Source organism: Desulfofarcimen acetoxidans DSM 771, from assembly GCF_000024205.1.
Classification (GTDB): Bacteria; Bacillota; Desulfotomaculia; order Desulfotomaculales; family Desulfofarciminaceae; genus Desulfofarcimen; species Desulfofarcimen acetoxidans.
This window is the reverse complement of the sequence record NC_013216.1, coordinates 686720-705370: the sequence shown is the minus strand read 5'-3', so window position 1 is coordinate 705370 and position 18651 is coordinate 686720. Positions and strand designations below refer to the sequence as shown.

The window sequence follows — 18651 nt, the reverse complement described above, 5'->3', positions numbered from 1 at the left end:
ATAACTCATACCCCCTATCCCTCGGACAGCCATATCTTAAGAATCTCAGCTATATCCTGCGGCCTTTCCTTAGCAAGCTTTTTAATCTGATCATGCTTCACATCTATATATTTAACCTCTAATTCCTGCTCTTCTTCAATCAGATCCTGCACGCTTTTGATACTTTCTTCCAGAGTGTCTTCCTGCTGCTGTCTCCTGCGCCTGCGCATGTAAGCAATCAAAAACGCGGACATTATGAGAAAAATTACCGCTCCTGCAATAGCAAAGTATATGAGCTGCTGGCGCTGTTTTTGCGCAGCCAAAGTTTCTTCCTTACCCATTTCAGCTTGCATCTTATCCTGATAACTGGTGTCAAAAGCTATGTTGGTAACATTAATTTGATCTCCTCTGGCCTGATCATAGCCGATAGCCGTTGATACAAGGGATTCTATCTGTTGAATACGGGTAGCGGACAGTTTGCCGTCCACCACCACGGATGTAGACAGTTTCTTAATCGTGCCGGGAGGCTGGACTACTTTTTGCTGTGTAGTGTCAACCTGATAGTTAGTTATTGACTCATCCCGTGAAGCGCTTTCCACATTGTCTGTGCCTGTTGGGTAGGTCTGCGTGTTTTGAGCATCTGTACCGGTTACACCTCCAAGACCCGTACCCTGGCTCTTTTCATTTATAAGCTGCTCACTGACTTTCTGACCCGGCCCGTGAGTAGTCGTATTAATTTCCTGTTTATTAAAATCCATTTCCGCAGTTACCATGGAAACTGCCTTGTCCGTACCTAAAACCCTATCCAAAACGTTTTGAATACGCTTCTCCAGTTCTTTTTCATACTCGCGCCTAACCTGCTGCTGTTTATTAATGACTTGAGAGGAGTCTTCATCATTTTCAGTGTCAATAGTGTCGCTTAAAATATGTCCCTGCATATCTATAATATGCACGTTTTCCAGCTTAAGTCCCTGTATACTGCCAACCGCCAGATCAGCAATTCCCTTTACTTGCTCAGGCTTTAATTTAGCCAGAGGCTTTAATTTTAGAGCTATAGAAACAGAAGCGGGCTCCTGTTCATCCACAAAAACACTTTTTTGGGGAAGAACCAAATGCACACGGGCCTGCTCAACTTCTTCCAACTGAATGATTGTCCGCCTTAACTCCTCCTGCAGCGCCCTCTGATAATCCACCTGCTGCTCAAAATCAGATACGCCCATTTGGTTTTGATCAAACAACTCAAACCCCAAACCGCCCCCCTGCAAAACCCCGCTGCTGGCCAGTTTTATGCGTATCTCATAGACCTGTTCTTTAGGCACCATAATAGTTGTACCCTGATCAGCCAGCTTAAAGTCTTCATATTTCAACGATTTCAGTTTTTCCTCAATAGCACCGGCATCTCTGGGTTCAAGGTTTGTCATAAGCGGAGTATAAGATGTTTGAGTTAAAAATGTAATCAAATATAATGTCGCCGCCAATATACCGGTACCGGCAATAATAACAAAAGCCTTCTTTACCTGGCTTAAACTCTGCCAGCGCTGTTTTAACCGGTCCAGCAGTTCACGCGGAGTCATGAGTCCACATCCTCAACAACAACCCCTTAAATTTGCATACGGGAAATCTCCTGATAAGCTTCCACGAATTTATTACGAACCTGCATGGCTAACTGCATGGAAAGTTTAGCTTTTTCCATGGCTATAGTGACCTGATGTAAATTATCCACCTCACCTGTCAAAAATTTTTCACTGAGATTATCCGCGTCAACCTGTGAGCTATTCAATTTATTTACTGCTTCGGCTAAAAAAGTACTGAAATCACTTTTTGAGGAACCGTCATTTTGGCTTTCCTGCTGCTCTGACATGGGCATAAGCAAAGGTAATTTGGCCGGAGATACTATCATAATACCATGCCTCCCTAAAAGTTAACGTTAATTCAAAGTTTTAGATAATATTAACCCCGTCCGATTTCCAGCGCCTTCATGGCCATTGATTTTGACGCTTCCAAGGCAGTGGCATTGGCCTCATAGGCTCTCCGGGCAGCCATCATATTAACCATTTCATTAACTATATTTATATTCGGATAAGCCACATTACCCTCCTGATCAGCATCCGGGTGAGAAGGATCATAGACCATACGGGGCGGAGCATTGTCCTGCACCACACGGTTTACCTCAACGCCGCCCGCGCGGGTTTTTGCACTGTCAACAACGGACTGCAAACGCTGGGAAAACACCGGCATCTGCCTTTTATACGGGCCGCCTTTAGCAGTACGGGTAGTATTGAGATTAGCTATATTATTGGAAATAATATCAAGCCAAAGCCTTTCCGCCGACATACCGGAGGAACTGATAGAAAAAGAATCATACAGGCTCATTTTTAATTACCCCCCCTAATAACAACTCCCAGTGAATTCAAGCGATTGTTCAATTCCTGAATATCAGCATTATAATTAATTGTATTTAGCACCAACCTGACCATTTCCTGTTCAACATCCACATTATTCCCGTCTGACCTCATTGACGTAGTATTCTCTTTGACTACTGTCGGATTGATGGCGTCAAGCGAGTCAGCAGCGCCAAAATGCCTGCTGTCCGAATATTTCAGAGGAATCCTGCCCGTGTTCAAATTCTTTTTTAAAATAGACTCAAAAGCCACAGAAGATTTTTTAAACCCTGGAGTATTTATATTAGCAATATTATTAGCGATAACACGCTGCCTTAAAGACCCGGCATCAATAGCTTTTTCCAGCAGTCTTAAAGATTTGTTATTAAAAAGATCCAAAGGTAATCACTCCTAAACAAAAAACTACCCTACCGGTCGACCAAAGAGGGTAGAAATACCTGATTTGGCCACCGGACTGCTCTAATCTTAAATTGCACTTTAGAAGCCAATGGCATAAATAATTGCATTATCAAGGCACTTTATTATATTTTTATAAATAAATTATGGTAATAAAAAAAGGTTTAGCCACTTAAATAGGTAAATGTTATCCCTTGCTATAATATTTGACAAAAAGGACTAATATCCCTGCTTTGGGATATGGAAAATTATCAAAAACCAGTGTCTAATTTTTGCGAATAACAAATTATCTCGTTGTTTTTTACAAACACTCTACTGCACTCATAATGTTTTAAGTATATCGTAGGTACTAACAAAAAACCACCTGAAATTTAGCTATTCAGGTGGTTTTTATCATAAAAATTAAAGCCTCATTTATTACTCCTAAAATTTCATTATCCACAAATCGATCCGTACAGATATTTTTTATTGCTGACTGACAATCAAACTGTAACTATGATAAAATGAACTTAATGAGATTAAATAGAAGGTGAATTATAAATTGGCAGAAGAAAGCAACGATGCAGCCTTAGTAATTACACGGCAAAATAACGATGTTATCATGAAGGCAGTTTCACAACTGTTTACTGATAAAACGCTGTCAGCAATTGGCCTCAAAACCGCTCGTATAGTTTCAGTTATGCCTACAGTTTTACCTGTAGTAGAAGTAAAAGAAAAAAGAATAGACTTCGTTTTCCTACTAAAAGATAACAGTATCCTGCACTTAGAATTCCAAACCACCATACCCAAAGACATACTAATACGAATGGTCACATATGGATCAAGACTGGTGGAAAAGTATGACCAAGATGTAAATACGGTAGTCATTTATTCTGGCAAGATAGAATCTGCACCGAGATTGCTAAGAAAAGGCTCTCTCACTTATAAAGTAAAAAATATTTACATGAAAAAATTCGACGGTGATGCTGAGTATAAACGAATTTATGAAAAAATCAAAAACAAGAAACCCCTGGATGAGATAGATATTCAAAGACTAATCTTTCTGCCTTTAATGAAAAGCAAAGAAAAATCAGAGGATGAAATGGCTATCCAGGCAGCAGAACTGGCCAAGGAAATACCTAATGAACCTATCAGAGCCTTTACAATCGGAGCAATTGTAGCTATAAGTGATAATTTTTTGACTGAAGAATATAAAAAAAGACTTCTGGAGGTGCTGCGCATGACTCAAATAGAACAGTGGATCCGTGAAGAAGGCCGAGAGGAAGGTTTAAAAGAAGGTTTAAAAGAAGGTCGAGAGGAAGGTTTAAAGGAAGGCTTAAAGGAAGGTTTAAGAGAAGGTTTAGAAAAAACTGCCATTGCAGCCTTGCGAGAAGGTTTTGATATTGAAACTATTGTCAAAATTACCAATCTTTCCAAAGAAGAGATATTATCACTTAAGAAGAAAATTCATTAATACAATATTGCCGTAGCTATGGGTGGATAAAGAAGACTGAGAAGTCAAAAATTTTGAAGATGTTAAGGATGGCACAACCTTATCAAGCCGAAAATGATCCTCTTATTATCCGACGAAAAGAATATAGCCTGGAAGATTTATTGTGCCAAGTTAAGACCGAAAATATTTATAAGGAAGCAGATAGCGGCAAGCTGGAGGACACTACCCAGCGTTGGTTATTTCCCTAGAATCATATAACACCAGGCAAAAAATCCGGCGCGTGTGGTGTTCTCTGCCGGAATTATATAGTGAGTGGATACCCGGAACATATATGATGAGCAATTCACTAAATGAATATTGCTCATTTTTATTTATTGCTAATTGATGTATCTGACTGAGCGACAGCATCTCCCAATGCACTAACTCACATCTATGGATGTAATGAATTAGTGTTCAGTTGGGAACTTAGCCTTGGACATAGTAATTTTTATAGATAATGACTTATTTTAATGGCACACTTTTCATTAGCGTTTTGGGTACACTTTATTTTAGCATTCACATTGCTATAAACGGAATAAGCAAAGCTAAGAAAATGCCACTTATAAAACTCAATATTAGCCATTTATATTTGTCCTTACTTACTATGTAATAAAGAGAAGCAAAAAATGTCATCATAAATCCTATACTAAATAGGAACAGTAAAATAGATTCCATAACACAAATACACATCCTAAACAAAAAACTACCCTACCGGTCGACCAAAGAGGGTAGAAATACCTGATTTGGCCACCGGACTGCTCTAATCTTAAATTGCACTTTAGAAGCCAATGGCATAAATAATTGCATTATCAAGGCACTTTATTATATTTTTATAAATAAATTATGGTAATAAAAAAAAGTTTAGCCACTTAAATAGGTAAATGTTATCCCTTGCTATAATATTTGACAAAAAGGACTAATATCCCTGCTTTGGGATATGGAAAATTATCAAAAACCAACGTCTAATTTTTATGAATAACAAATTATCTCGTTGTTTTTTACAAACATTCTACCGCACTCATAATGTTTTAAGTATATCGTAGGTGCTAACAAAAAACCACCTGAAATTTAGCTATTCAGGTGGTTTTTATCATAAAAATTAAAGCCTCATGTATTACCCCTAAAATTTCATTATCCACAAATCGATCCGCACAGATATTTTTTATTGCTGACTGACAATCAAACTGTAACTATGATAAAATGAATTTAATGAGATTAAATAGAAGGTGAATTATAAATTGGCAGAAGAAAGCAACGATGCAGCCTTAGTAATTACACGTCAAAATAACGATGTTATCATGAAGGCAGTTTCACAACTGTTTACTGATAAAACGCTGTCAGCAATTGGCCTTAAAACCGCTCGTATAGTTTCAGTTATGCCTACAGTTTTACCTGTAGTAGAAGTAAAAGAAAAAAGAATAGACTTCGTTTTCCTACTAAAAGATAACAGTATCCTGCACTTAGAATTCCAAACCACCATACCCAAAGACATACTAATACGAATGGTCACATATGGATCAAGACTGGTGGAAAAGTATGACCAAGATGTAAATACAGTAGTCATTTATTCTGGCAAGATAGAATCTGCACCGAGATTGCTAAGAAAAGGCTCTCTCACTTATAAAGTAAAAAATATTTACATGAAAAAATTTGACGGTGATGCTGAATATAAACGAATTTATGAAAAAATTAAAAACAAGAAACCCCTGGATGAGGTAGATATTCAAAGACTAATCTTTCTGCCTTTAATGAAAAGCAAAGAAAAATCAGAGGATGAAATGGCTATCCAGGCAGCAGAACTGGCTAAGGAAATACCTAATGAACCTATCAGAGCCTTTACAATTGGGGCAATTGTAGCTGTAAGTGATAATTTTTTGACTGAAGAATATAAAAAAAGACTTCTGGAGGTGCTGCGCATGACTCAAATAGAACAGTGGATCCGTGAAGAAGGCCGAGAGGAAGGTTTAAAGGAAGGTTTAAAGGAAGGTTTAAGAGAAGGTTTAGAAAAAACCGCTATTGCAGCCTTGAGGGAAGGTTTTGATGTTGAAACTATTGTCAAAATCACCAATCTTTCTAAAGAAGAGGTATTATCACTTAAGAAGAAAATTCATTAATACAATATTGCCATAGCTATGGGTGGATAAAGAAGCATGAGAAGTCAAAAATTTTAAAGGTGTTAACGATGGCACAACCTTACCAAGCCGGAAATGATACTCTTATTATCCGACGAAAAGAATATAGCCTGGAAGATTTATTGTCCCAAGCTAAGACCGAAAATATTTATAAGGAAGCAGATAGCGGCAAGTCGGAGGACACTAACCAGCGTTGGTTATTTCCCCAGAATCATATAACACCAGGCAAAAAATCCGGCGCATGTGGACTAGTGTTCAGTTAGGAACTCAGCCTTGGACATAGTAATTTATTACCATTTTTTTATGGGGGCCAGATCCTGAGAAGAAATTGGAAATAACGTCTTTTTATTATTTCCAATTTCTATTCGAGCACTTCCTGAAATTGACCCGAACATTTCCGATCATTGTTGCATTATCTGCTTAATTGCATCATCTATAATATTTTGAGCAACTTTTAGGTCTGTAATGTCGATGATTTCATCAAATATCCAATCCAAAACCGTTTTATTTGTTATACTATTAACTTTATCCTGCATAATTAAGGATTTGAGGCCAAATCTTTTACTTAAGAGCTTGCATATAGCTTCAGCCTTGCCTTCAGCTCTACCTTCAGCCTTGCCTTCAATCCTACCCTTAGCTTCAGCCTCCTTCACCCATTCTTGGTAAACCGGTGATTCCATAATCATTTCCCTCCCTATCATTGACAATACAAGAGCTGCTGGGTACTTGTGAGATACCAATACGGCCATCGTGGCCAATAGATCCTGTTGCAAGGATATGTCTTTCACTTTCTGTATGATAGATATGCTTTGCTGAAGAACCTCTTCTGACTTTTCATCCCCTTTTTCTCCTTTCATCAGAGGTAACAGGGGATAAAGTCCGACCAATTCTTTGTCTATTACCTGTTGCCTTGACTCTTCCCAGACATGGATAACCCGATAGGTATACCTTAACATAGTTGATTCTCCCCAGTAATCTGTCAAGAGATGGTTTTTGCTGTCATGCTCGGAATAGAAAAATATGACTATTTGCTTTATAGGTGGGATTCCTTTGCCTTTAGACAGGGTATATTCCCAAATGTCCCCCCGGTAGCGCAGCATCCGAGCCGGCAATTTTATGTCGTAGTACCCCATAGGCTCAAAATTGATTAAGTACGTTCCCCTGGGGTCATCTACCTCTATGACTTTATCCAGTCGGGATTCTTGTTTTGGTACAAATTCCGTGCAATAGGGCTTGATCCATTCTTCCTGACAGTCAGGGAGGATGTACTTGACCCAGTCGGCAGGTCTTTGCTGCAACAAGCGTTTGATTAGCAAGTCTATTTTGGGCATTGTCTTTGATCACCTTCTTTGTATATATTTTACCACAATGTCTGTGCATTTCTATGACTATTGTTGTTTTTCCTACCGGATAGATTCAACAATATAATGGTTGCCCAATTCTCCATAATGTGGCAAAATATAATCAGTCACAATCCTCAAATACAATATTGTCATAGCTATGGGTGGATAAAGAAGCATGAGAAGTCAAAAATTTTAAAGGTGTTAACGATGGCACAACCTTACCAAGCTGGAAATGATACTCTTATTATCCGACGAAAAAAATATAGCCCGGAAGATTTATTGTCCAAAGCTAAGACCGAAAATATTTATAAGGAAGCAGATAGCGGCAAGTCGGAGGACACTAACCAGCGTTGGTTATTTCCCCAGATATAACACCAGGCAAAAAATCCGGCGCATGTGGACTAGTGTTCAGTTAGGAACTCAGCCTTGGACATAATAATTCTATTACCATTTTTTTATAGGGGACAGACCCTAGAAAGAAATTGGAAATAACGTCTTTTTATTACTTCCAATCTCTATGCTTTCTTCCTAAAATCGACCCGAACATTTCCGATCATTGTTGCATTATCTGCTTAATTGCATCATCTATAATATTTTGAGCAACTTTTAGGTCTGTAATGTCGATGATTTCATCAAATATCCAATCCAAAACCGTTTTATTTGTTATACTATTAACTTTATCCTGCATAATTAAGGATTTGAGGCCAAATCTTTTGCTTAAGAGCTTGCATATAGCTTCAGCCTTTCCTTCAGCCTTGCCTTCAATCCTACCCTTAGCTTCAGCCTCCTTCACCCATTCTTGGTAAACCGGTGATTCCATAATCATTTCCCTCCCTATCATTGACAATACAAGAGCTGCTGGGTACTTGTGAGATACCAATACGGCCATTGTGGCCAATAGATCCTGTTGCAAGGATATGTCTTTCACTTTCTGTATGATAGATATGCTTTGCTGAAGGACCTCTTCTGACTTTTCATCCCCTTTTTCTCCTTTCATCAGAGGTAACAGGGGATAAAGTCCGACCAATTCTTTGTCTATTACCTGTTGCCTTGACTCTTCCCAGACATGGATAACCCGATAGGTATACCTTAACATAGTTGATTCTCCCCAGTAATCTGTCAAGAGATGGTTTTTGCTGTCATGCTCGGAATAGAAAAATATGACTATTTGCTTTATGGGTGGGATTCCTTTGCCTTTAGACAGGGTATATTCCCAAATGTCCCCCCGGTAGCGCAGCATCCGAGCCGGCAATTTTATGTCGTAGTACCCCATAGGCTCAAAATTGATTAAGTACGTTCCCCTGGGGTCATCTACCTCTATGACTTTATCCAGCCGGGATTCTTGTTTTGGTACAAATTCCGTGCAATAGGGCTTGATCCATTCCTCCCGACAGTCAGGGGGAGGATGTACTTGACCCAGTCGGCAGGTCTTTGCTGCAACAAGCGTTTGATTGGCAAGTCTATTTTGGGCATTGTCTTTGATCACCTTCTTTGTATATATTTTACCACAATGTCTGTGTATTTCTATGACTATTGTTGTTTTTCCTACCGGATAGATTTAACAATATAATGGTTGCCCAATTCTCCATAATGTGGCGAAATATAATCAGTCGCAATCCTCATTTATCTGTAATAGAAGTAAAAGAAAAAAACTTCTGGAGGTGCTGCGCATGACTCAAATAGAACAGTGGATCCGTGAAGAAGGCCGAGAGGAAGGTTTAAGAGAAGGTTTAGAAAAAACCGCCATTGCTGCCTTGGAGGCCACTGAAAAAGACTTATTTTTTGTAAAACGCTACCACAATTAGTTTAAAGATAACAAAGGAACCACTAGATATTGTAGTGGTTCCGTGTATTTTTTAAAATAAAAAGTGTTATGCCGTGTAAAAAACCAACTCCCCCGTCAGTCTTCACCCTTCGGGGGAGTTGGTTAACAATCTTCAATTATAAGAATTGCATCTTATTCCATCAATTTATTATTCAAATCCTTGTAATATATTTTTTCACGGTATTACAACTTACCGACTTTTTGCAGCATAATATAGGTTATTTTTGCCAACTGTGCGCATGTCAGAGATTCAGCAGGCTTAAACTCTTTATTGGTAAAGATTTTAGCCTTACTGACGGCCAGAACACTTGGTGCAGCCCAAGCCTCGATGTCACAAGAATCACTGTAGGACTTATTCAACTGAGCAATTACCTTATCCTGGTCAGTATCAGTTTTCAGCTTTAATACCCTGGCTAAAATAACCGCTGCCTGTGCTCTTGTAAGAGAATCTCCGGGTTCAAAATACTTTTTACCACCTTTAACTGTACCCTGTAAAATACCGTTTGTATAAGCTGTTTTCATTATCGCTATTTCAGTAGAATCAGTAAAGGAAGCAGAACTCCCTGATTCCCAACCCCCATCCAAACCCGGTGGTGTTGTAATATCAACAACTAACTGAAGACCAAGACCTTTTACAACTGCTTTAGCAAAATCAAAGCGCGTAGCATTTTCCTCTTCACCTGCGTCATTTATTAAACCAAATCTTCCATCACTTAAATTTTTATTGGGTTCCATTATTCCCCTTGCATAAAGCACATCTACATATTGCTTAGACCAACTGACTGATGTATCTATCTCAGAAATCTTTTTAGTAAATTCACTAAAATTATTCGATCTTGCCATAACTACATACTCACCGAAACCGTTAAACTGTGCTGAAATGGTCTTATTTTTTTCACTCACCAGGCCACCTATATTTTTCCAACCATTGCCGGCATTATAATAAACCGTTAAAATCTCCGGTCGTATTATATTCTCATCATAACCCAGTGTAATTGTGCCATTGGACGACAGTATGCTATCGTCCGCAAATTCAATTTCATCGTCACTGATTACAACCGGCCTAATATCAAACGACTTGGAATTAGGCGGCAATTCGGCATAATCATCCCGATAACGTCTATCACTTGGCTCCTTGCTTGCGATAATCATAATATATTGTGAATCCGTCGGCCCGTCATCATTTACAATAAAGGTATTCTTAGGCAAATACAGCTTTATGCTACCGTCAAATAGATTTGTTATAACCCCGGAAGGAGGTATGCTCAATGTATAAGTCGTATTTTGCGGTGCAGTATCATTATAATAGTTTATCTTATAACTTTTTGATACAGACGAAGCCCCCTCAAAATCAACCTTGACTGTTATATTATTTTCGCCTGTTTTTGTCAGGAATATATAAGTACCCGTCTCATCCTCGGCCAGCGCCTTACTGTTCACAGTTATCTTATTAACACTATTGTCCGAATCAATTGTTACTGATAAAAAAATAAGGTTGCTGTAGGTATTGTAGTACTCATCCCCTGTAACAGAATCAGTTACGGCTGTCAGTTCCTTATTTGAGCCATCGCTCGGGCTATAGATATACATACTTACACTTACATCAGCAGATACATCAGCAGCTTCCACAATATTCACAAACACAGAAAGTCCCGCCAGAACAAGCAATCCCAAGATGACAAATAAAGCCGGATATTTTTTCTCACATTTTGCCAACACTTTTTCCGCATCCTCCTTTTAGTTTTATAATTTACTACACCTGCTATATATAAGTAATTATCGACTTTTTCTTTAATTCCTTTAAGTTAAAGAGATATTTTTGCAAATAATCCTTTAAATTAATTTGGAATTCAGCAAATTCTCCTGGCAACAGCACCGTGTTAACTATTTTATTACATAATTTTCATACTTTTCAGAACTATTTCAATCTCTGCTGACAATCAAAGTACAATATGGTAAAATAAATTCTAAACTTCTATTAAAATTTTTTTAAAAAATTTCACCATTCTCTAAAGTTTGGGGTAAATATACCGAAATAATAATAAAAGTATTTGTGTTTAAATGAGGTGGGGCAGATGAAAATATCACAGAACGGATTTAACCCCATAAAAGCCTATACATCATTAGTAAAAGAAAAAGACAAGATTAAACAGCCGGCTACCGGTAATGTACAGGCAGATAAATTGGAGATTTCCTCACAGGCCAAAGAAATACAAATGGTTCGCTCAAAAATAGCTGAGCTGCCAAGTGTACGCGAAGACCTGGTGGCCGAATTGAAGCAGCGTATTCAGGACGGCACATACAAGTCCAGCGGAGAAAAGATTGCGGATGGGATTATTGAGGAGAGACTTTTGGATAAACAAGTTTAAAGGGTGGGCTTATGCAAAATTTATTTCAACAGCTGCGAGACTGCCTAAATATACAAAAAAATATTGCCATAAAGTTATTTAAAGCTTCTCAGCAGCACTTGGAAGCTTTAAAGAGAAATAATCATACAGACATAAAAGCTACTGCAGGCAGGCAAGAAATTTTAACAGGGGAATTGGTTAAAATTCAAAATACCTGCTCCGGCTTACAGGATGAAATTAAAAATGAGCTCGGGTTGCCTGCCGGTACGGCTTTAAGTGCTTTGTCAGAATCTGCTCCGGGTTTTTTAAGTCATGAACTGCTCACTTTAATTCAGGAGTTAAGGAATTTATTTGTCAAGATACAAGACATCAATGAAATCAATAATATACTAACCCAAAATGCCTTATCTTTTAATGAGCGATTAATCAATATTCTCCTGCCCAAACAAAGGCTGACCTATAAGGAAAACGGAGTCATAGATGAGAAACAGCCCGGTATTTCGCGCCTAAACCTGACGGTTTAGGCTTTATGTATATAATTAAGTTTAACAAAGAAGGGGGCATTGTAATGAGCGGAACCTTTTTCGGCCTGGAAATAGGCAAACGGGCCCTCCAAGCAAATAAAACGGGCATGGATGTTACCGGCAACAACGTAGCCAATGCCAACACTACAGGCTACAGCCGCCAAAGGGTAAACCTCGTTACCGGGCCACCGTATACCGGAAGCGGTTATCAGCTTGGAACCGGCGTTAATGTAGGGGATATTGAGCGCATCAGAAATAACTATATCGACGGACAGGTGAGAAGCAACCTGAGTCAAATCGGCTATCAGGAAAAGGAACAAAATGTCTTGCAGAAGGTAGAAGCTTTGTTTCCGTATTCGGTCAATGAAGGCATGCAAGTATATCTCAACGATTTTTTTAACGGCTGGCAGGAAGTAAATGAAAACCCGCTGGATAAGGGTATACAGGCTGGAGTACTCGAAAAAGGGAAGGCTCTGGCTGCCGCCATGAACCAGTCCTATGAACAGTTAGGCATCATTAGGAAAGATGTTGACACGGAGCATACCGATCTAGTCAGTCAGGTAGGAAAGCTAACCGAACGAATTGTAAAGGTCAACGAATCTATTGCCAAAAGCCATGCAGAAAATAACAATGTCCTGCTGGATGAACGGGATCTGCTCTTAGATAGACTGGCTAAATTGGTAAAAATAGATGCAACAATGAATAATGATAACAAAGCTTTAGTTGATGTAAGTGTTAACGGCGTTGCTTTAATTACCGGGACTGCAAACAATTTTAACGCAGCTAATTTCGATACGCCGGACGTGGGCGGTTCAGTTGGCAGTCTTATAAACACCGGATCCCGGATTGATAATTATAAAGAAAAGCTTGAAAAACTGGCTAATGCTATTGCCGAAGAAATAAACGGACTATACACTGGGGAAGGTAAATTTTTTAAAGACCTGTCGAATGCTTCAGATAGTAAAACTCTAAACAACAATAAAATTATTGAACTGGATGACAATGCTTCCGTTGATCCCCAGATTGCTTTAGAAGCTGCGCAATTGCGCAACAAGAAGATTGACAGCCTGGGTGAAGATGAAGGCATTACTTTCGAATCATATTACCAGGATTTAATGGTTACCATTGGTGAGGAAAGCAATTCAGCCGGTCAACTGCTGGAAACCTACGAGGCTATCGGGGACCAGTTATTTGCCCAGCGTGAATCTGTATCCGGTGTGTCCATAGAAGAGGAAATGACCAATTTACTGCAGTACCAGTATGGCTACCAGGCCGCTTCTAAAATCATTACCACTATCGATCAAATGCTGGAAACTTTACTTGGCATTATCAGGTAAGGAGGGAATACAATGCGTGTCACCAGTCAGATAGTAAGCCATAACCTGAAAAAAAATATAGAAAGACAAATGAGAGATATTGCTCAAAACCAATTAGATATCTCCTCCGGCAAGAAGCTAAGTACCTTAAGTGAAAACCCCAGTGATTTAGGAAAAGCCATGGCTTTGAAAACCTCCTTAGATAAACAGGAACAATATAAAAGCAATATTGATAATGCAATAGGCTGGATGAATCAAACCGAAACAGCCTTGGCAGATTCGGCGGAACTCGTATTAAGTGCACGGGATTTGGTGTTAGAGGTGGGAAACCTAGGAGTTGGAGAAACAGATATGAAAGCTATGTCTGCTGAGGTAGGTGTTATTATCGAGCAGTTAACGGCAAATACTAATACTGTTTTGGGGCGAAGCTATATTTTTGCCGGTATTCAAACTGACAACAAGTTTGTTGACAACAATCCGGAGAATGGCTATTTAATCGAAGGAACCGACCCGCAGTTGTACTATCATGGTGAAGCAACCGGGAAGATTAGAAAAGAAATAGCAACCGGTATCACCATGCAAGTAAATGTATCGGGAGAAGTGTTTGTTAAGGGTGAGAACAATATATTTAAAAATTTGACAGATTTAAAGAGTGCGCTTGAAAGCGGAGATAAAGATAAGGTTTCAGAATTGCTGGATAAACTGGATCAAAACCATGACAGCCTTGTCCAAGAAAGAACAGCTGTTGGCGGTAAAATTAAACATTTAGAAAACATGCAGGAACAGATGGATAACCAATCATTAAATATGCAAACCCTGTTAGAAAATTTACAGGGTGTTGATACAGCTGAGACTACTATACAACTTGCCGAAAATAAAATGGCCTATGAGGCTTCCCTGGCTATAAGTGCAAAAATATTGCAAACCAATATTCTGGATTATCTGAGGTAGGAGATGAATTAGGTGCAGGTTAAAACTACTAATAGCAGCAACTTAATAGTTGAGCAGGAAAATATCATAGCTTTTCCTACCGGAATTCCCGGTTTTGAAGAACTAAAGCGTTTTATGCTGTTGCCGGAAGAAGATATGGATGCTTTTTACTGGCTGCAATCAGTTGATGAGCCTGCAGTAGCATTTCTGGCAACAAATCCCTTCATTTTCTTTCCCGGTTACAGCTTTGATTTGCCCGATGAAGAAATTAAGAATTTAGATATACAAAACCCCGAGGAAATTTTGGTTGTTAATATTATTTCCATTCCCAGGAACCGGGTAACTGAAACAACCGCTAATCTGGTGGGACCTATAGTAATTAACACCAGGCTTAAGCAGGCTAAACAGGTTATTCTGACAGGCACTTCCTACTCAACCAAACACCTGCTTTTTACCGGGGCAGCAAAAAAAGAAACCAGCGTTGCTCAGGGCAAGGGGGAAACAAAATGTTAATCCTTACCCGTAAAAAAAATGAGAGCATTATGCTAGGTGAAGAAATTAAAATTACAGTATTGGATATTCGCGGTGACAGCATAAAAATCGGTATTGAGGCTCCTAAGGAGTTGACTGTGTTACGCAGTGAACTCTACCAGGCAGTAAGAGAGGAAAATACCAGGGCCGCCCTGGTAAAACAGTCAGTACTTGAGCAACTGAGGAAGCTGCAAGAAATGAACAAAGGCCAATAAAGAAAGAGGGGGTAAGCTTATGAAAGTTGGTGGCGGTGGTTTAGAAGCTTTGGCAACACAGGATCTTACGACTTCTCTCCGAAAAACAGAAAAAAGTGAACCGATCCCGAATGCGGATGATGCTGTTGACAGCAGTCAGGCTCAAGTAAATCCCGATCAGTTGATTAAGGCTGTAGAAAACTTAAATAAAACTTCAGATCTATATAACCAGGGTCTGCAATTTAAGGTACATGAAGAAACTAAACAGCTAGTAGTCCAGATTGTTAACCAGGAATCAGGTGAAGTGATCAAACAAATACCTCCTGAAGAAGTACTGGACATGGAAGCCCGGATCGGTAAAATGGTTGGTTTAATCATTGATAAAAAAGCATAGTAAAGAAGCCTGCACTCCCGCAGGCTCTTTAAATACTTAGCTTGTTTTTTTAAGAACACTCATCCAGGTATCTCTGAGTTCTTCAACCATGGAGACTACTTCCTCCAAAACAGCGGCATTTTTATTTATATTTGCCTCCACCAAACGGCGGTAGATGTAATCGTATAAGCTGCTTAAGTTTTGCGATATTTCATATTGAGGATCTAATGTATGATCAAGGTAACGGATTATCTCCTGTGCCCTGATAACGGCACCATTGGCAGTCCCAATATCCTTTTTTTCCATACCAAGGATAGCTGTTTTAATAAACTTAATAGCCCCGTTATATAACATCAGGGTTAATTGCCCCGGTTTGGCGCTGGTGATAGAGTTTTGCTGGTATTGCTGATAGGGATTAAATACTGCCATATATATTCACTCCTTTTAAAGAATCTCTCTTTGCTAAATTAGCACCTGCTTAATATTATTTATCGTCAATAACTCCGGCAAACTTGAGTTAAAAATATTTTTTATTGCGTTTTTCAGAAATAATTTTCACTGCGGTTTATTATAAAGTTTAACCATTAAATGCCGAGAACATTAATAATCTTAAAATTATAGGAGGTGGTTGAATGTCATCAAGCCTTCGCATAAGCGGTTTAGCCAGCGGAATGGATATCGACAGCATGGTTAAACAACTCATGAAAGCAGAACGCATGCGATTGGATACACTAACTCAGAAGAAGCAAACACTAGAGTGGCAGCAAGAAGACTACCGTACTGTTAATAGCTTACTGCGTTCTCTTCGTGATGCAACCTTTAATATGAAACTGCAAGGTACGTTTTTATCCCGCCAGGCTACCTCAAATAACGAGTCAGTGGTTAAGGTTACCACCGGCACAAGTGCGGTTGACGGTACTTACGAAGTATCAGTCAGTCAACTGGCTAAAGGGGCTTATTTAACCGGCGATAAAATTAACTCCGGCAACACCGCAAACCTTAAATCTCAGCTTAATTTGACTGAGGGCGGAGAAAAGACGCTAGTAATTAACGGGCCTAACGGAACCAAGAAAACTATTACCGTTGATACTGATACAGCCAAAATGGCCGACCTGGTTGCCGAAATTAATTCCGGCCTGGATGACAGCGGTAATACATGGGGTGTGCGTGCCAGCTACGATGCAGTTAATGACCGGCTGTTTCTCATGACCAAAGACACCGGCGCCGATCAGACCATAGCTGTGGAAGAAGGAGAACTGGCCCAGGCTCTAAAGCTTACCAGCGGGAATTTTGCTTACTCTTCCGGGCAAAACGCAAATTATAAGCTTAACGGCGTTGATCTGGAAGCTGCCACTAATACCGTAACTATTAATGGATTAACTTTAGACATAAAGGGTGTCAGTGCAAAAGACAGCGGCGGAGATCCCACCCCAACCACGGTTACTGTCTCCCGTAATACCGATGCAGTTTATAATGCTATTAAAGAGTTTGTGGATAAGTATAATGAGACGATAGAGAAAGTTAATAAAGAGTACTACGAAGATCGATACACTGATTATCGACCTCTTACCGACACAATGAGAGAAAGTCTTTCTGATGATCAGGAAGAGAAATGGGAAGAGAAAGCACGCAGCGGAATGCTGCGATTTGATTCTTTGCTGGGCAGTTCTCTCAGTAAATTTAGAAGCACACTAAATAGTGCCGTTGATAATGTTAGCAGCACAGAGAACTATAACAACTTGACTAAAATCGGCATCACTACCGGTTCATATCAAGATAACGGTAAATTAATTATTAGTGAAAAAAAGCTAAAAGAAGCTATTCAAAAGGATCCCGACGGGGTAATGGATCTTTTCACTAAATCGGGTGATACCTATAAAGAAAAAGGATTGGCCGGTCGTCTCTATGATGATATAACCAATGCCATGGATTCCGTCATCGCTAAGGCGGGCAGTTCTGACAGCCTGGTGGATGACAGTGTGGTAGGCAAGCAAATAAAAGATGTAAGCAATAGGATAACTACTATGGAAGACCACCTGGAAGATATAGAGGACCGTTATTATAAAAAGTTTTCTGTCATGGAAGAGGCCCTTAGTAAATTAAGCCAGCAAAGCGCCTGGATTACCCAGATGCTCGGCGGAAAGTAAAAGGATATTGCAATGATAGAAAAAAAAGCAATCGATCGGCAGGAACCGCTGGCTGAAATAGAAAAGCTGACCGTAAAAATGCTGGAAATAATAGAATCCCCGGAGGAAAACTATGAGGATCTATTAAACCTCTTGGAACAGCGTCAACAGGCAATGAGCCGGTTTGAACAACTGCCTGCCGGTGAGATTAACGAAACCGGTTATGATATTAGCCTGGTTAAAAAGATTTCGGATTTAGACAGTCAGCTAAAAGAAAAAGTAAAAGCAAAGCATCAAAAGCTGCGGGATGCTGTGGCAGAAATACAGCGGCACAAGGCCTCATTGCATTTGTACAGAAAAAAAGCCCCCCTTGCGGAGGGCTTATTTTTAGACAATAAGAAGTAGATGCATCGGTCTATAGCCCGGCTAAATAGATTAAAGAAGATGGCTGAGGTACCCGACCCTTAACTAATTGTATATCTTATGATTAAAATCCCAGTCATCCAGCAGATTGATAAAAGTTGACTGGATGGTTTCCATTAAACCCCGGTAATTCTTATCTTCCATAAAACCAAGCATTTCTTTCATACAGATATTAAGGCTTACCACTTCATGCTCGAATAAATAATGTTTATTCCGGCACAAAAATTGGTCAAATAATACCGTAAAATGCAAAACAGCCCGCATGGCGGCGGAGTGCTCGCCTACCTCTATACAGGTAGTTATCTGGCCGAGCACTCCTTTTATTTTGGTTACCATCG

The 18651-nt window shown here is 39.4% G+C and carries 24 protein-coding genes; 15 read left to right on the top strand and 9 right to left on the bottom strand.

Annotation, left to right across the window (positions count from 1 at the left end; genetic code table 11):
• Window positions 1–14 precede the first annotated feature (14 nt).
• Genes fliF through flgB form a run of 4 tightly spaced genes read right to left on the bottom strand, consistent with a single transcriptional unit; the run spans window position 15 to window position 2759 of the window.
• The gene (gene fliF, locus DTOX_RS03345; RefSeq protein WP_015756320.1) at window positions 15–1553 is read right to left on the bottom strand and encodes a flagellar basal-body MS-ring/collar protein FliF; all 1539 of its coding nucleotides are present in this window, start codon (window positions 1551–1553) and stop codon (window positions 15–17) included.
• A gap of 26 nt (window positions 1554–1579) precedes the next feature.
• Entirely contained in the window at window positions 1580–1879 is a 300-nt protein-coding gene (gene fliE, locus DTOX_RS03340) for a flagellar hook-basal body complex protein FliE (protein ID WP_015756319.1), read from the bottom strand.
• Between the two features lie 50 nt (window positions 1880–1929).
• Window positions 1930–2352, bottom strand: coding sequence for a flagellar basal body rod protein FlgC (gene flgC / locus DTOX_RS03335; protein ID WP_015756318.1), 423 nt, complete (start codon window positions 2350–2352; stop codon window positions 1930–1932).
• Window positions 2353–2354: 2 nt separating this feature from the next.
• Window positions 2355–2759 carry a flagellar basal body rod protein FlgB gene (flgB, locus tag DTOX_RS03330; RefSeq protein ID WP_015756317.1) on the bottom strand — a complete coding sequence of 135 codons (405 nt, stop codon included), beginning with the start codon at window positions 2757–2759 and terminating at the stop codon, window positions 2355–2357.
• A 559-nt stretch (window positions 2760–3318) separates the two neighbouring features.
• Between flgB and DTOX_RS03325 the strand changes: the two genes are divergently transcribed.
• From DTOX_RS03325 to DTOX_RS03315, 4 genes are all read left to right on the top strand, one after another.
• Complete coding sequence (locus DTOX_RS03325; protein ID WP_015756316.1) at window positions 3319–4230, top strand: RpnC/YadD family protein; 912 nt, start codon at window positions 3319–3321, stop codon at window positions 4228–4230.
• A 68-nt stretch (window positions 4231–4298) separates the two neighbouring features.
• Complete coding sequence (locus DTOX_RS23600) at window positions 4299–4457, top strand: hypothetical protein (RefSeq protein ID WP_169306028.1); 159 nt, start codon at window positions 4299–4301, stop codon at window positions 4455–4457.
• Window positions 4458–5486: 1029 nt separating this feature from the next.
• Complete coding sequence (locus DTOX_RS03320; protein ID WP_015756313.1) at window positions 5487–6362, top strand: RpnC/YadD family protein; 876 nt, start codon at window positions 5487–5489, stop codon at window positions 6360–6362.
• Window positions 6363–6430: 68 nt separating this feature from the next.
• Window positions 6431–6643, top strand: coding sequence for an AbrB/MazE/SpoVT family DNA-binding domain-containing protein (locus tag DTOX_RS03315; protein ID WP_015756312.1), 213 nt, complete (start codon window positions 6431–6433; stop codon window positions 6641–6643).
• Between the two features lie 138 nt (window positions 6644–6781).
• Here the strand turns inward: DTOX_RS03315 and DTOX_RS03310 are convergent, their stop codons facing one another.
• Complete coding sequence (locus DTOX_RS03310) at window positions 6782–7711, bottom strand: RpnC/YadD family protein (protein ID WP_015756311.1); 930 nt, start codon at window positions 7709–7711, stop codon at window positions 6782–6784.
• A gap of 219 nt (window positions 7712–7930) precedes the next feature.
• On the opposite strand from DTOX_RS03310, the gene DTOX_RS23595 reads away from it, so the two are divergent.
• Window positions 7931–8095 (top strand): hypothetical protein, encoded by a 165-nt coding sequence (locus tag DTOX_RS23595; protein WP_015756310.1) that lies wholly within the window; start codon window positions 7931–7933, stop codon window positions 8093–8095.
• Window positions 8096–8276: 181 nt separating this feature from the next.
• Here DTOX_RS23595 and DTOX_RS03305 read toward each other — a convergent pair whose 3' ends face one another.
• Window positions 8277–9209 carry an RpnC/YadD family protein gene (locus DTOX_RS03305; protein WP_015756309.1) on the bottom strand — a complete coding sequence of 311 codons (933 nt, stop codon included), beginning with the start codon at window positions 9207–9209 and terminating at the stop codon, window positions 8277–8279.
• A 184-nt stretch (window positions 9210–9393) separates the two neighbouring features.
• Here DTOX_RS03305 and DTOX_RS24690 point away from each other — a divergent pair, with 184 nt between their 5' ends.
• Complete coding sequence (locus DTOX_RS24690) at window positions 9394–9528, top strand: hypothetical protein (protein ID WP_278184603.1); 135 nt, start codon at window positions 9394–9396, stop codon at window positions 9526–9528.
• 203 nt (window positions 9529–9731) lie between these two features.
• On the opposite strand, the gene DTOX_RS03300 is transcribed toward DTOX_RS24690, so the two are convergent.
• Window positions 9732–11267, bottom strand: a complete 1536-nt coding sequence (locus DTOX_RS03300) for an S-layer homology domain-containing protein (RefSeq protein ID WP_015756308.1) — start codon at window positions 11265–11267, stop codon at window positions 9732–9734.
• Window positions 11268–11623: 356 nt separating this feature from the next.
• Between DTOX_RS03300 and flgM the strand changes: the two genes are divergently transcribed.
• Genes flgM through DTOX_RS21260 form a run of 7 tightly spaced genes read left to right on the top strand, consistent with a single transcriptional unit; the run spans window position 11624 to window position 15785 of the window.
• On the top strand, window positions 11624–11917 hold the full coding sequence (flgM, locus tag DTOX_RS03295; RefSeq protein ID WP_015756307.1) for a flagellar biosynthesis anti-sigma factor FlgM: 294 nt from the start codon (window positions 11624–11626) through the stop codon (window positions 11915–11917).
• An 11-nt stretch (window positions 11918–11928) separates the two neighbouring features.
• Complete coding sequence (flgN, locus tag DTOX_RS03290; protein WP_015756306.1) at window positions 11929–12420, top strand: flagellar export chaperone FlgN; 492 nt, start codon at window positions 11929–11931, stop codon at window positions 12418–12420.
• Window positions 12421–12464: 44 nt separating this feature from the next.
• On the top strand, window positions 12465–13757 hold the full coding sequence (gene flgK, locus DTOX_RS03285; protein WP_015756305.1) for a flagellar hook-associated protein FlgK: 1293 nt from the start codon (window positions 12465–12467) through the stop codon (window positions 13755–13757).
• A gap of 12 nt (window positions 13758–13769) precedes the next feature.
• Window positions 13770–14687 (top strand): flagellin N-terminal helical domain-containing protein, encoded by a 918-nt coding sequence (locus tag DTOX_RS03280; RefSeq protein ID WP_015756304.1) that lies wholly within the window; start codon window positions 13770–13772, stop codon window positions 14685–14687.
• 12 nt (window positions 14688–14699) lie between these two features.
• Complete coding sequence (fliW, locus tag DTOX_RS03275; RefSeq protein WP_015756303.1) at window positions 14700–15179, top strand: flagellar assembly protein FliW; 480 nt, start codon at window positions 14700–14702, stop codon at window positions 15177–15179.
• Window positions 15173–15412, top strand: a complete 240-nt coding sequence (gene csrA, locus DTOX_RS03270) for a carbon storage regulator CsrA (RefSeq protein ID WP_015756302.1) — start codon at window positions 15173–15175, stop codon at window positions 15410–15412. The genes fliW and csrA overlap by 7 nt, the downstream gene beginning before the upstream one ends.
• Before the next feature lie 19 nt (window positions 15413–15431).
• Window positions 15432–15785, top strand: a complete 354-nt coding sequence (locus DTOX_RS21260; RefSeq protein WP_015756301.1) for a flagellar protein FlaG — start codon at window positions 15432–15434, stop codon at window positions 15783–15785.
• Window positions 15786–15821: 36 nt separating this feature from the next.
• Here DTOX_RS21260 and fliS read toward each other — a convergent pair whose 3' ends face one another.
• The gene (gene fliS / locus DTOX_RS03260) at window positions 15822–16193 is read right to left on the bottom strand and encodes a flagellar export chaperone FliS (protein WP_015756300.1); all 372 of its coding nucleotides are present in this window, start codon (window positions 16191–16193) and stop codon (window positions 15822–15824) included.
• A 203-nt stretch (window positions 16194–16396) separates the two neighbouring features.
• Between fliS and DTOX_RS03255 the strand changes: the two genes are divergently transcribed.
• Both DTOX_RS03255 and fliT read left to right on the top strand, forming a co-directional pair.
• A complete protein-coding gene (locus DTOX_RS03255; RefSeq protein ID WP_015756299.1) occupies window positions 16397–17911 on the top strand; it encodes a flagellar hook-associated protein 2 in 1515 nt (504 codons plus the stop codon).
• 12 nt (window positions 17912–17923) lie between these two features.
• A complete protein-coding gene (gene fliT, locus DTOX_RS03250; RefSeq protein WP_015756298.1) occupies window positions 17924–18295 on the top strand; it encodes a flagellar protein FliT in 372 nt (123 codons plus the stop codon).
• A 63-nt stretch (window positions 18296–18358) separates the two neighbouring features.
• Here the strand turns inward: fliT and DTOX_RS03245 are convergent, their stop codons facing one another.
• The gene (locus DTOX_RS03245; protein WP_015756297.1) at window positions 18359–18649 is read right to left on the bottom strand and encodes a hypothetical protein; all 291 of its coding nucleotides are present in this window, start codon (window positions 18647–18649) and stop codon (window positions 18359–18361) included.
• Between the last annotated feature and the right edge of the window lie 2 nt (window positions 18650–18651).